This is a genomic window from Clostridium sp. UMB9555A (genome assembly GCF_030222355.1).
In the GTDB taxonomy this organism is placed as follows: Bacteria; Bacillota; Clostridia; order Clostridiales; family Clostridiaceae; genus Sarcina; species Sarcina perfringens.
Window position 1 is genome coordinate 69,896 of the sequence record NZ_JASORQ010000005.1, and the last position, 13,787, is coordinate 83,682.

Genomic DNA, 13,787 nt, shown 5'->3' on the forward strand with positions numbered 1-13,787 from the left:
TAGATTTTAAAAGGTGGTTTTCTTGAATCTACTTAAGGGGTATTTTAAATATTTATAAGTTAATAACATAGAGAATAATATACAAAATATATTTTCCTATATCATAACCTATATTTTTATTTTAAATTGTTTAGTTCATTTCTTATTTCATGCATTTCATTTTGAACTTCTTTAACTTTAGCTTTATTGCTTTCAATTCTACCTTTGATATCTTCAACTATTTCTTGGTATTTTTCAATAGTTTCTAAAGAATTGTTTCCAGGTCTAACATTAAATAATCTGTTAGTAAAGTCAGAAAGTCTTTCTTCATCTTGGTTAATATATTTTTTTAGCTTTTTAACAAACTCATCTTTATTTTTTAGTAAAGAGTTTAAGAAATCTTTTTGTTTATTAGCTCTAGCAGCATTTATCTTATCAAAATATTCTTGTCTAGCAGCGTAGAAACCATCTCTTATTTCTTTAAACTCGTTTATAAGTTTTTCATTTTCTTCTTTTCCGCAAAATCCTATTTTAAAGAATTCATCACTTATTTCTTTAACCTTAGCAGAAGCTTCTTTCCAACTATCATTTTCATATAGTTTCTTTAAGTCTTCTATAAGAGCTTTTCTTTTTTCTATATTAACTTTGTTCTCAGCTTTTAGTGCATCAAAAAATTCTTGTCTCTTAGCAAAGAAAGCATCCTTAGCTTCTTTATATCCTAGAGAAATTTCTTCATTTCCTTCTTTTCCAGAGAAACCTATACCTTTGAATTCATCGCAAAGAGCATTGAACTTTTCAGTAGCTTCTTTCCAGTTTTCATTATTAACTAAAGCTTTAAGTTCTGAGATAATTTCTCTTTTTCTATCAGCTTTATTTCCGAATTCTTCTCTTAAGCTTTCCATAGCAGCTTTTCTAGTTTCTTGAGCTGCATTTCTAGCCTTTTTAAATCTATCATATAATTCAGTGTTTAATTCTTTACCAGCAAAGCCTATAGCATAGAATTCTTCAGATAAAGATTTAGCTAACATATCGCCAGCTTTTATATCACTTGTATATACTAAAGCTTCAAGTCTTTTTATAACATCTTCTTTCTTTTCAGCATTTTCTTTGAAACCTTCATTTGCTTTTTCAAAGAATTCTTTTCTAGCAGTATAGAATTCATTTTTAGCTTCTCTTAATTCACTTTTTAGTGTGTTCTCAGTTTCTTGGTCATAGTAATAAATATTGTTAAACTCTTCAAGAAGAGCGTTGAATTCTTTATTAGCTTCTTTCCAATTTTGAGCACTTTTTGCTAAGCTCTTTATTTTCTCAATTACTTCTTTTTTTCTCTTACAAGAATTTTTTTCTTCAGCAGCTAAAGCTTTAGCAAAATCTTCAGTTTCTATAGGATTTTTATTTTCATCTATGTAATTAGATTCATTAGTTGTCATGTAAATTATCCCCTTTCTTTTATATCACTCAATTAATATTTTAAGGCGTAACGAGACTTATGTCCATAATTAAAATGTTTTCACCAATATTTATGTAGGATATATAGAAATATAAAATTTATAGCTCTTTAAATAGACATAAATTTATTACCTTTATAGTTTCAAGTATATGCTAATATTGATGATATATTATATTAATATAAATAAATCTATGTAATAATTAGTGAAAATAATGTTAACTAAAACAAGCTAAAAATAATATTTTAGTAATAAATATATTTTATTCATGTGGTAACATAAAAAATGACTATAAAATATAAAGAAAATTTAAATTTTTAATAACTAATATTTGACAAATAGCATTACATACAGTATTCTTTGAAAGTGTAAAAAGTATTAATTAAGTAGCAAAATTATAGGTATTTTAATTAAATATAAGTATAATATAAATTTATTAGAGGGGTGACATAAATTGTCAAGATTATTTGGAACAGATGGAGTTAGAGGAATAGCAAATACTGAATTAACAGCAGAATTAGCATATAACTTAGGTAGAGCTGGAGCTTATGTTTTAACAGAGGGAACTCATAAACCTAAGATATTAGTAGCAAAAGATACTAGAATATCAGGAGATATGCTAGAGGCTGCTTTAGTTGCAGGTATATTATCAGTTGGAGCAGAGGCAGTATGCTTAGGAGTAGTTCCAACACCAGCGGTAGCTCATTTAACAAGAGTATATGGAGCAGACGCTGGAGTTATGATATCAGCTTCACACAATCCAGTTGAATATAATGGAATAAAATTCTTTGATGATAAAGGATATAAATTATCAGATGATTTAGAAGATGAAATACAAAGAGTTATAGAAAGTGGTTTTGAAAATGTACCTTCACCAACAGGAGCTAATTTAGGAAGAGAAATAATAGAAAAAGCTGCTTTAGAAGATTATATAAGCTTTGCTAAAGATACAATAGGAATATCTTTAGAAGGATTAAGAATAGCTTTAGATTGTGCAAATGGTGCGTCTCACGAAGCTGCTGTTAGAGCTTTCAGAGAATTAGGAGCAGAAATATTTGTAATAAATGATAATCCAGATGGAACTAATATAAATGAAAATTGTGGATCAACTCATCCAGAAGAATTAATGGAGTATGTTGTTAAGAAAAAATGTCATATGGGATTTGCTTTTGATGGAGATGCAGATAGATGCTTAGCTGTTGATGAGCAAGGAAACTTAGTTGATGGAGATTTCATCTTAACAATATGTGCTAAATACTTAAAAGAATTAGGTAGATTAAAAGATGATACATTAGTTGTAACTGTAATGAGTAACTTAGGATTAATGATAGCTTGTAAGAATGAAAAAATAAACACTGCAGTTACAAAAGTTGGAGATAGATATGTATTAGAAGAAATGTTAGCTAAAGGATATTCTTTAGGTGGAGAGCAATCAGGACATATCATATTCTTAGATCATAACTCAACTGGAGATGGACTTGTTACTGCACTTCAAGTAGCTAGCATAGTTAAGAGAACTGGAAAATCTTTATTTGAATTAAAAAATGTAATGAAGGTATTACCACAAGTTTTAGTTAACGCAAAAGTACCTAATAACATGAAAAATATTCATGAAGAAGATGAAGAAATAATAGCTGAAATTAAGAAAATGGAAGCTGCTTTAGATGGTTGCGGAAGAGTATTAATAAGACCATCAGGTACAGAACCATTAGTAAGAGTTATGCTTGAAGGTGAAAATCAAGCTGAAATAGATGAAATGGCTCATAACTTAGCAAAAATGATAGAAGCAAAATGTAATTAATATATTATATTTATTGAGATATAAAAATAATATATAAAGTGGTGAATTTATAAAAGCTATAAATACATGATAATTTTATTTAAAACTATTCATGTTATTTATAGCTTTTTATGATTTAAAATAGTCTTATTTGTTTGATTATAAAAAGTTATATTATTCAATTGGTCCATATTTATCTGAATCAAGTCTCATTAATGCAAGGGTAAGTTCTTCAACATGTTCTTTTTCATCCTTTGTTATATCTCTTATCATTTTAACAAGGCATTTATCTTCTATTTTATTTATTAAATCATCATAGAGTAATATGGCCTCGTATTCTCCTTTAATATTATCTCGTATTTTATTTAAAATACTATAAGCAGTTAATTTTTTATTTTCATGATATGTTTTCTTTAAAGGTTTATCTTTTATTTCTACATGATCAACTGATTCTACATAGACTTCAAATTCCTCTTTATCGTATCTTCTAAGAGCTTCTAAAAATTGGCCATAGTGTCTTTTTTCATCTTCCATTATGTGATGTAGTAATTCCTTTATCTCAACTAAAGCAATTTCGTCTATATGTTTACTGTAACCATTGATGGCAACTAATTCTGATATTAAAGCTTCCCTCAAAAATCCTTTTATGTCTAAAGCTTTTCCTTGAGGTTGCTTTTCTGTAGTATAGCTCATAAAAAATCTCCTAAATTATTTTTATAGTATTCATAATATGATTTTCACTAGGAAAAGGAACTATTAAAGGCAGATATTTACTTGTTCCAAGCTTTTTCATAAAAATAAAAGTATAAAAATTAATTGCTGTAAATAAGATAAACTTTTAAATGAGAAATTTTAATCAATTGAAAGCATTTAGATATAGGTGATACTTTAAAGTTAAAAATGAAAGAAATAAATATAAAAATTTCTTTTGTAATATGGAATTTAAAAAGTTAATTTAAAAATTAAATACTATAGATGTCTATACAACTATACATTAATATATTAAACGAAAGAAATATAGAGGTATAGACAGATAAATAAAAATATTTCTTAAAAATAAATGAAAATAACTAAAAATGAACTAAAATAAGCTTTAAAAGCTTGAATTTTTTTAAAAAAGTGTTAGAATAAGTTTGTGGCTTTTTAGAAAGATGATGCATAGAATATATTAACTTTCAAAATAATAGATCAAAGCGCCAGAACTTAAAGTTTTATTGATAGATTAATAAGTAATTTAACTTTAGTAGATTAAAATACTTATTAGGATTCTTAATAAATTTAAGTTGACGAGGTTGGGGAGTATCGAATTTTCGGCGGATGCCCCACGGTAAAGCACTACCGTAAAAGATTGGTTAAAGCTTAAAAGTGATTTTAAGGACAAAGCCAATTGGGTGTTTCAAACCTTCTATGCAGTAAGAAGTTATATAAAGCTTATTTTGAAAGTTAGAATATAATTTTACAAAAGGGAAGGAAGAAAACAATATGTGCGGAATAGTTGGATACGTAGGACAGAAAAAGGCAACAGATATATTAGTTGAAGGATTATCAAAATTAGAGTATAGAGGATATGACTCAGCTGGAGTTGCAGTTTTAGAAGATAATAAGATAAAAGCTGAAAAGCATAAAGGAAGATTAGCAAACCTAGAAGGAATGTTAAATGAAAATCCAATAGAGGGTGGAATCGGAATAGGACATACTAGATGGGCTACACATGGAGAACCATCAGATGTTAACTCACATCCTCATTTAAATAATAAAGAAACAATAGCTGTAGTTCACAATGGAATCATTGAAAACTACAATGAATTAAGAAACTGGTTAATGGAAAAAGGATATGAATTCAAATCAGAAACTGATACAGAAGTTATTCCAAACTTAGTAGATTTCTACTATAAAGGTGATTTATTAGATGCAGTTATGGAAGCTACTAAACACATGGAAGGTTCATATGCTATTGGAGTTATATGTAATGATGAGCCAGAAAAATTAGTAGCTGTAAGAAAAGATAGTCCATTAATAGTTGGATTAGGAGAAAAAGAATATTTCATAGCTTCTGATATCCCAGCAGTTTTAAATCATACAAGAGAAGTTTATCTTTTAGAAGATAAAGAGTTTGTAGTATTAACAAATGATGGAGTTACTCTTTTTGATGAAGAAAAAAATCCAGTTGAAAAAGAAGTTTACCACATAACATGGAATGTTGATGCTGCTGAAAAAGGTGGATATGAAGATTTCATGTTAAAAGAAATTAACGAGCAACCAAAAGCTATAAAAGATACAATGACTTCAAGAATAATGGAAGGAAAAGAAGTAACTTTAGATGATATATCAATAACTAAAGAATATTTAGATAATGTTGATAGAGTATATATAGTTGCTTGTGGAACAGCTTACCATGCTGGAGTAATTGGAAAATACGCTATAGAAAAATTAGTTAGAATACCAGTAGAAGTTGATATAGCTTCAGAATTTAGATATAGAGATGCTGTTATTACAGATAAAACTTTAATAATAGTATTAAGCCAATCAGGAGAAACTGCAGATACCTTAGCAGTTTTAAGAGATGGACAAGCAAAAGGTGCAAGAGTGTTAGCTGTAACTAACGTAGTAGGAAGCTCAGTTTCAAGAGAAGCTAACGATGTATTATATACATGGGCTGGTCCAGAGATAGCTGTTGCATCAACAAAGGCATATGTAACTCAATTAATTGCTATGTACACATTAGCATTACACTTTGCTGAATTAAAGGGAAGCAAATCAGTAGAAGAAATTGAGGAAATCAAAAAAGCAATGCTTGAATTACCAGAAAAAGTTGAAGAAATCCTTAAAAATACAGATTTAATAAAAGAGTTTGCAGTTAAAGCATCTACAGAAAAAGATTTATACTTCTTAGGAAGAGGTATGGATTATGGAGTTGCAATGGAAGGATCATTAAAACTTAAAGAAATCTCTTACATTCACTCAGAGGCTTATGCAGGTGGAGAACTTAAACATGGACCAATAGCTCTTATAGAAAAAGATATTCCAGTAATATCATTATTAACTCAAAGAGAGCTTATGGATAAAATGATAAGTAATGTTCAAGAAGTTGTTACAAGAGGAGCTAACGTTTTAGGTGTTTGCTTTAAAGGTGACATGGAAGAAAGTAAGAGAAAAATGTTTGAAGGATTAATAGAAATACCAGAAACATTAAGCTTATTATCACCAGTTTTAAGTGTTGTACCATTACAATTATTCTCATACTATGTAGCTAAAGCTAAAGGATTTGATGTTGATAAACCACGTAACTTAGCTAAATCAGTAACTGTTGAATAAAAAAAGGGGGATTTTGAATATGAATAATGAGAGTTTATTAAAATTATTAGCAGAGTATAAGGAAACTAAAAAGTGCCTTGAAACAGGATTAAACTGGTTAGAAGAGAAAGACTATGCTAAAGGTAAGTTAGATATAGTAAATGTAATAATAAGAGATTTAGAAGCAGCAATTGGTGCTGAAAGAATTTAATATAAAATTAGCTTAAAATTTTAACCTTATTTATATGTGTTAGGGGTGTTTAAATCATTAAAATAGTATTTAAAATGCTATAAAGTGATTTTAAACACTCCTTATTTTTAGTGAAAAATATATTGAAAAATGCTTTTTATTGAAGTATAATACTTTCGCTAAAACCTCATAATTCTGAGGAATAAGCTAATATTAATTAATGAGGTATTTACAGTGGAAAAATTTCAAGAAAATAATATTTTAGAATATAAAAAAGTATGTATAAATGAAAATGAAGAGGCTTGGAATAAAGAGACATATAATGCTTGGGTAAAGAGATTTGGAACTGCTAAGGAAGCCGCAGAGAAAATTAAATCTATGCCTGAGAAAAAATTAAATGTTTTATTAGATAAATTTGGAGATGTTAAAGGAAAGAAGATATTTAATCTTATGGGCTCTAATGGAAATAAGGCTGTTGCATTAGCTTTATTAGGGGCAGATGTTACTGTAGTGGATTTCTCAGAAGGAAATAGAAGATATGCTTTAGATTTAGCTGAGGCTTGCGGAGTAAAGATTAACTTCATTCTAAGTGATGTTTTAAAAATGCCTAAAGAAGTTATGAGTGGAGATTATGATATAGTATTTGCAGAGATGGGAATACTTCATTATTTCTCAGATTTATCTCCTTTTATGAATGTTATACATAGCTTGTTAAAGGATGAAGGAAAAGCTGTATTAAGAGATTTTCATCCTGTATCAACTAAACTAATAACTTCAAGGGGTTCTACAGCAAAGGTAAGAAAGCATAAGGTTACAGGAGATTACTTTGATACTTCATTAGAAGAGAAAGAAGTTGCTTACTCAAAATACTTAGAAGAAGGAGAAGTAGAAAAAGTATTTTTACGTAAGTGGAATTTAGGAGAAATAGTAACTGCTGTTGCCAATACTGGACTTAAGATAGAAAGTTTAACAGAGGAGCCTAATTTATCAAGTGATGTCTTTGATAAAGGGATTCCAAAGACTTTTACAATAGTAGCTAGAAAATAATTTAATAGACTTGGTCGTGTATCAAAATAGATTTTTATAAAACTTACAAACAGTATGAAGAAGTAATTCTCGGAATATGTTTGTAAGTTTTATTATTATATTTTAATACAGCACATTATTTTTTATTATGATGTATTTATACGAAAAGAATATTAAGTGTATTTATATAGTATTGCAATACAGAATATGGTAAAATTATTAAAAGTCTATGAGGAGGAATTTCATATGGATAAGGGAGAGTTAAGAAAAGAAATTAAGCTAAAAAGAGAAAATATAGATAGAAATACTAAGTTAAGGGCTGATGAAAAAATAAGAAAAACTCTTTTGGAAAGTGATATATATAAGAATAGTAAGGTTGTATTTATATATGTAAATATGGACTCTGAAGTAAATACAGTTGAGATAATAAAAGAATTATTATCTTCAGATAAAAAAGTTGCAGTTCCTAAAGTTATTCCTGTTAGTTTAAAAGAAAGACAAATGAAGGCTTTGAAAATAGAATCTTTACTTCAATTAAATGAAAGTGGTGCCTTTGGAATATTAGAACCAAGCATTGAATGTGAAGATATAAGTGAGGAAGTTGATTTAATTATAATACCTGGTTTAGCCTTTGATTTAAAGGGAAATAGATTAGGCTATGGGGGAGGATTTTACGATAGATTTTTAAGTAAATATTCTAATAGTAAAAGAGTTGCTTTATGTTATGATTTTCAAGTTTTTGATGAAATTCCACATGAATTCTTTGATGAGAAGGTTGATTTAATAATAAGTGAAGAGAAAATTATTAGTTTAAAAAAATCATAATAGTAAAATAATATTTTTGATAATTTTACTTTATTGATAATAAATTTTACTTATGTCAGAATTATATAAAATATAATTGTGAGGTGGGGTAAACAATGAAATTTGAAGATTTTAAATATGAAAGACCTAATATAGAAAAAGATAGAGAAGATATTAGATCTTTTATAAAAGAGTTAGAAAAAGCGAAGGACTTTAATGGGGCTAAAGAAGTAATAGGTAAAATCAATAAGATAAGAAATAATACATCAACTATGATGGCATTATCAGAAGTTAGACACACAATAAATACTGAGGATGAATTCTATAATGAAGAAAGTGATTTCTGGGATGAAAATTCTCCTCTTATTGAAGAAGTTAATAATGAATTCTATAAGGCATTATTAAGCTCACCTTTTAAGGATCAAATAGGTGATTATTATGGTGAAACTATAATAAAAGAGGCAGAGTATTCTCAAAAGAGTTTTTCAAAAGAAGTAATAGAAGATATGCAACTTGAAAATAAATTAGGTAGTCAATATCAAAAACTTATTGCTTCAGCTAAAATTGACTTTGATGGAGAGGAAAGAACCTTAGCGCAATTAGTTCCTTTTGTAACATCAGAAGATAGAGAAGTTAGAAAAAGAGCATCAGAAGCTAAGTACAACTTCTTTGTTAAGCATGAAGATGAAATAGATGATATTTTTGATAAACTTGTAAAGGTAAGAACAAAAATAGCTAAAAAGCTTGGTTTTAATAACTTTGTGGAATTAGGATATGTAAGAATGAGAAGATATGACTATAATAAGGAAATGGTTGAAAACTTCAGAAAACAAGTTGAAGAGTTTATAGTTCCTATAGATAGTAAATTATATGAAAGACAAGCTAAAAGATTAGGGCTTGAAACTTTAAAATATTATGATGAAAAATTTGAATTCTTAAGTGGAAATCCAACTCCAAAGGGAGATTCAAAGTGGATAGTTGAAAATGCAAAGGTAATGTATTCAGAGCTTTCAAAGGAAACTAAAGAATTCTTTGATTTTATGGTTGAGAATGATTTAATGGACTTAGTTGCTAAGAAAGGAAAGGCAGCTGGAGGGTATTGTACTAATTTCCCTAACTATAAAGCTCCATTTATATTCTCAAACTTTAATGGAACAGCTGGGGATGTAGATGTATTAACTCACGAGGCTGGTCATGCATTCCAAAACTTTAGAAGTTCTTGGATAGAAATGCAAGAGTGTCAATGGCCAACTATGGAAAGCTGTGAAATACACTCAATGAGTATGGAATTTTTTACTTGGCCTTGGATGTATTTATTCTTTAAAGAAGATACAGATAAATATAAATTCTATCATTTAGGAGATGCCATTAAATTTATTCCTTATGGAGTAACAGTGGATGAATTCCAACACTTTGTATATGAAAATCCAGAATGTACACCAAAGGAAAGAAAAGATGCATGGAGAAGAATAGAGAAAAAATATCTTCCACATAAAAACTATGATGAATGTAATTTCCTAGAAAGAGGTGGTTGGTGGTTCCAACAAAACCATATATTCTTATCACCATTCTATTACATTGATTATACTTTAGCTCAAATATGTGCACTTCAATTCTGGAAAAAAGATAGAGAAAATCATGAAAAAGCATGGGAAGATTATTTAAATCTATGTAACATAGGTGGAACTAAGACATTCTTAGGCTTACTAAAATATGCTAACTTAAAATCACCATTTGAAAATGGATGTGTTGAAAGTGTAGTAGGAGTAGTAGATGAATACTTAGAAAGCATAGACGACAGCAAATTTTAGTTTTTTAAAACAAAATTTATGATTTATTTAGAGTATGATTAAGTAAGTTTATTATGAATATAGATTAAACTTATCAAAATTAATAATAACTATAAAATACTATTAATTTTATTAAGTATAGATATGTTTGCTTAATATTTAAAATTAATGTTTTCTTTAAAATAAAAAACTTGGAGTATTCCTTATGGATTTCATAGGAATACTTCCAAGTTCTTTTGATTATAAATCAAAATGTTATTGATATAAGCTTATTAAAAATATAAATAGTATGAAGAGGATATATGTATGAACTTTAGAATTTAAGTAATCATGGAGAGAAATTTGCGTTAAGAAGATTGAATGTTCGACGCGAAGCTAGTTTTCAATCTTTAGTAAATTTCTTGGAATGATTACTATAAATTCTTAGTGAAATACATTAATCCTCGGAATATATTTATATTTTAGTTAATTAGGCTTTACAGAGTATTAGTTTTCTCTATTAGCTATTTCAAGAACTATTCTGTTTACGAAGTCAGCTAAAGGCATAGCACCTTCTTCACCGTTCTTTCTGCTTCTTACAGAAACTTCTTTGTTTTCAGCTTCTTTTTCTCCAACAACTAAGATGTAAGGAGTTCTTTCTAATCTAGCTTCTCTTATTTTATAACCGATTTTTTCAGCTCTGTGGTCAGCTTCAACTCTAACTCCTCTTCTTCTTAATTCTTCAACAACTTCATTTGCATAATCAGCATATTTATCTGATAAAGGAAGAACTTTAGCTTGAACTGGAGCTATCCAAGTTGGAAGAGCACCTGCATATTTTTCTATAAGCATTGCTAGAGTTCTTTCATAACATCCAATTGAACTTCTATGAATGATGTAAGGACGTTTCTTTTCTCCATCTTTATCGATGTAGTACATTCCAAATCTTTCAGCTAAAGCGAAATCTATTTGGATAGTGATGATTGTATCTTCTTTTCCATGAACATTCTTGAATTGGATATCAAGTTTTGGACCATAGAAAGCAGCTTCATCATCAGCTTCAGTAAAGTCTATATTTAAGTGGTTTAAGATTTCTCTCATTATATTTTGAGTATTTTCCCAAGCTTCAGGATCATTGATGTATTTCTCAGTATTGTTTGGATCCCATTTTGAGAATCTGTAAGTAATATCATCAGCTATTCCTAAAGTTTCCATAACATATTTAACTAAGTCAACAGTATTTTTGAATTCATCTTCTAATTGCTCTGGAGTACATACTATGTGTCCATCAGCAAGAGTGAATTGTCTTACTCTTATAAGACCGTGCATTTCTCCTGAAGATTCATTTCTGAATAGAGTAGAAGTTTCAGCAAATCTTACTGGTAAGTCTCTATAGCTGTGTTGAGTTGAGTTATATATTGCATATTGGAATGGACAAGTCATAGGTCTTAAAGCGAATACTTCACTATCCTTTTCCTCATCACCTAAAACGAACATACCATCTTTATAGTGATCCCAGTGTCCTGAAATTTTGTAAAGGTCACTCTTAGCCATTAAAGGAGTTTTAGTTAAAACATATCCTCTTCTTTGCTCTTCGTCTTCTATCCATCTTTGAAGAGTTTGGATTATTCTAGCTCCTTTTGGCATTAATAATGGAAGTCCTTGACCTACATTTTCATCAGTAGTAAAGATTCCAAGTTCTCTACCTAATTTATTATGGTCTCTTTTTTTAGCTTCTTCTAAAGCTTCTAAATAAGCATCTAATTCTGATTTCTTAGGGAAAGCAGTTCCATATACTCTTGAAAGCATTTTGTTCTTTTCGTCACCTTTCCAGTAAGCACCAGTAGATCTTAATAATTTAACTGCTTTTATTGGTTTAACAGCCATTAAATGAGGTCCTGCACAAAGGTCAACAAAATCACCTATTTGGTAGAATGAAATTACTTCACCTTCTGGAAGATCATTTATAAGTTCAACTTTGTAAGGTTCATCCTTCATAAGTTCTAAAGCTTCGTTTCTAGGAAGTTCAAATCTTTTTATTTCAGGATTTTCCTTTATTATTTTTTTCATCTCTTCTTCTAATTTGTTTAATTGGTCAGCAGAGAATGGTTTTTCAGTATCAAAATCATAATAGAAACCATTATCTATTGATGGTCCTATAGCTAATTTATCTTGAGGGAATAATCTTTTAACTGCAGCTGCTAATACATGAGAAGCAGTGTGGTTAAAAGCATGTTGACCTTCTTTAGAATCGAAAGTACAGATTTCTAATGAAGAATCTTCATTAACTATAAATCTTAAGTCCTCAACTTTTCCGTTTAATATACCACAACAAGCATTTCTTGCTAGTCCTTGGCTTATGCTTTGAGCTATTTCAAAAATTGATAGTCCAGATTCAACTTCTTTGATTGAACCATCTTTAAGTGTAATTTTTATCATATTAATTTCTCCTTTCAAAATAAATTTCTTTTAATTTTCATTCATATAAAATAAAAACTCTCATCCCTCTTCTAAATATAGAAAAGGGACGAGAGTGTATATTCCCGTGGTTCCACCCAAATTGTACTTTAATAATTAAAAATAAAGTACCACTTAAAATTAATCGTAACGTGATTATGACGGACTGGATTAGAGTCACTCAGAGGTAGTTTTCAACTAATTCCATTTAAAAGTACTTACAGCTACTGTACCTTCTCTCTGAAAATGTACCAAAGTTTACTCGTCTCTTCATTGTGTTAATAAATTTATAATATTTACTTTAGATTATAAGTTTAATATTTTTGTATGTCAATGGATAAAATAAAAATAAATTCTAATTGGAAATATAAGATATTATAAGGGTTTAGGTGGAAATAAGTTCTCAATATTATAAATTTTAATTCAAAAAAGTTATTAGGTTAATTAAAGTTTTTAGAAAATAATTTGCAAAAAAATCTTGAAATGGAATTTGAAAAATATTATAATAAAAACATAGTTTTGCAGGTGTGGCGGAATTGGCAGACGCACTAGACTTAGGATCTAGCGCCTACGGCGTGGGGGTTCGACTCCCTTCACCTGCACCACTAAGCGGGTGTAGTTCAATGGTAGAACACCAGCCTTCCAAGCTGGATACCCGGGTTCGATTCCCGGTACCCGCTCCATTTTTTTAAGATATACTGTAAAATTATTTAAAAAAATATAATATGCACCATTAGCTCAGTTGGTAGAGCACCTGACTCTTAATCAGGGAGTCCAGGGTTCGAATCCCTGATGGTGCACCAAGCATCGATTTATAATCGATGCTTTTTTGTTTTTAGAGATTTTTTAGAAGACTTCATAATTTTATTGAAGTCTTTTTTTATTAAAATTAAATGTAGAGATGATTTGCTTAGGAACAATTAAATTTTAAGCATATTAATATTTTTATATTAATAAACATATAAGGGGAGAGGATTAATTAAATAGTAACCTACAAAATATATAAGTAGTTTATAGAGAATTAAGTTTTTAAGAAATAT

At 28.8% G+C, this 13,787-nt stretch carries 9 protein-coding genes, 3 tRNA genes and 1 other annotated feature; of the genes, 9 read left to right on the top strand and 3 right to left on the bottom strand.

The genetic code is table 11. The annotated features are described in order from the left end of the window. Positions 1–116: 116 nt before the first annotated feature. Complete coding sequence (locus tag QP548_RS13175) at positions 117–1,409, bottom strand: DUF349 domain-containing protein (protein ID WP_061429207.1); 1,293 nt, start codon at positions 1,407–1,409, stop codon at positions 117–119. Positions 1,410–1,881: 472 nt separating this feature from the next. On the opposite strand from QP548_RS13175, the gene glmM reads away from it, so the two are divergent. Continuing rightward, positions 1,882–3,228 carry a phosphoglucosamine mutase gene (gene glmM, locus QP548_RS13180; RefSeq protein WP_061429206.1) on the top strand — a complete coding sequence of 449 codons (1,347 nt, stop codon included), beginning with the start codon at positions 1,882–1,884 and terminating at the stop codon, positions 3,226–3,228. Positions 3,229–3,381: 153 nt separating this feature from the next. Here the strand turns inward: glmM and QP548_RS13185 are convergent, their stop codons facing one another. Continuing rightward, positions 3,382–3,900 carry a ferritin family protein gene (locus tag QP548_RS13185; protein WP_061429205.1) on the bottom strand — a complete coding sequence of 173 codons (519 nt, stop codon included), beginning with the start codon at positions 3,898–3,900 and terminating at the stop codon, positions 3,382–3,384. 789 nt (positions 3,901–4,689) lie between these two features. Between QP548_RS13185 and glmS the strand changes: the two genes are divergently transcribed. The 5 genes from glmS to QP548_RS13210 all read left to right on the top strand — a co-directional run bounded on the left by glmS (position 4,690) and on the right by QP548_RS13210 (position 10,332). After that, a complete protein-coding gene (gene glmS / locus QP548_RS13190) occupies positions 4,690–6,522 on the top strand; it encodes a glutamine--fructose-6-phosphate transaminase (isomerizing) (protein WP_003482332.1) in 1,833 nt (610 codons plus the stop codon). A gap of 19 nt (positions 6,523–6,541) precedes the next feature. Beyond that, positions 6,542–6,712, top strand: a complete 171-nt coding sequence (locus QP548_RS13195) for a hypothetical protein (RefSeq protein WP_003454473.1) — start codon at positions 6,542–6,544, stop codon at positions 6,710–6,712. Between the two features lie 213 nt (positions 6,713–6,925). Continuing rightward, a complete protein-coding gene (locus QP548_RS13200) occupies positions 6,926–7,738 on the top strand; it encodes a class I SAM-dependent methyltransferase (RefSeq protein WP_061429204.1) in 813 nt (270 codons plus the stop codon). A gap of 225 nt (positions 7,739–7,963) precedes the next feature. Beyond that, a complete protein-coding gene (locus QP548_RS13205) occupies positions 7,964–8,542 on the top strand; it encodes a 5-formyltetrahydrofolate cyclo-ligase (protein ID WP_061429203.1) in 579 nt (192 codons plus the stop codon). Between the two features lie 95 nt (positions 8,543–8,637). After that, the gene (locus tag QP548_RS13210) at positions 8,638–10,332 is read left to right on the top strand and encodes a M3 family oligoendopeptidase (protein WP_061429202.1); all 1,695 of its coding nucleotides are present in this window, start codon (positions 8,638–8,640) and stop codon (positions 10,330–10,332) included. A 465-nt stretch (positions 10,333–10,797) separates the two neighbouring features. Here the strand turns inward: QP548_RS13210 and thrS are convergent, their stop codons facing one another. Next, on the bottom strand, positions 10,798–12,729 hold the full coding sequence (thrS, locus tag QP548_RS13215) for a threonine--tRNA ligase (protein WP_061429201.1): 1,932 nt from the start codon (positions 12,727–12,729) through the stop codon (positions 10,798–10,800). 81 nt (positions 12,730–12,810) lie between these two features. After that, positions 12,811–13,030: a binding site (T-box leader), on the bottom strand. A gap of 238 nt (positions 13,031–13,268) precedes the next feature. Here thrS and QP548_RS13220 point away from each other — a divergent pair. From QP548_RS13220 to QP548_RS13230, 3 genes are all read left to right on the top strand, one after another. Beyond that, positions 13,269–13,352: transfer RNA gene (locus QP548_RS13220), tRNA-Leu, on the top strand. Between the two features lie 4 nt (positions 13,353–13,356). Beyond that, positions 13,357–13,430, top strand: a tRNA-Gly gene (locus QP548_RS13225). 44 nt (positions 13,431–13,474) lie between these two features. Beyond that, positions 13,475–13,550, top strand: a tRNA-Lys gene (locus tag QP548_RS13230). Positions 13,551–13,787: the final 237 nt, after the last annotated feature.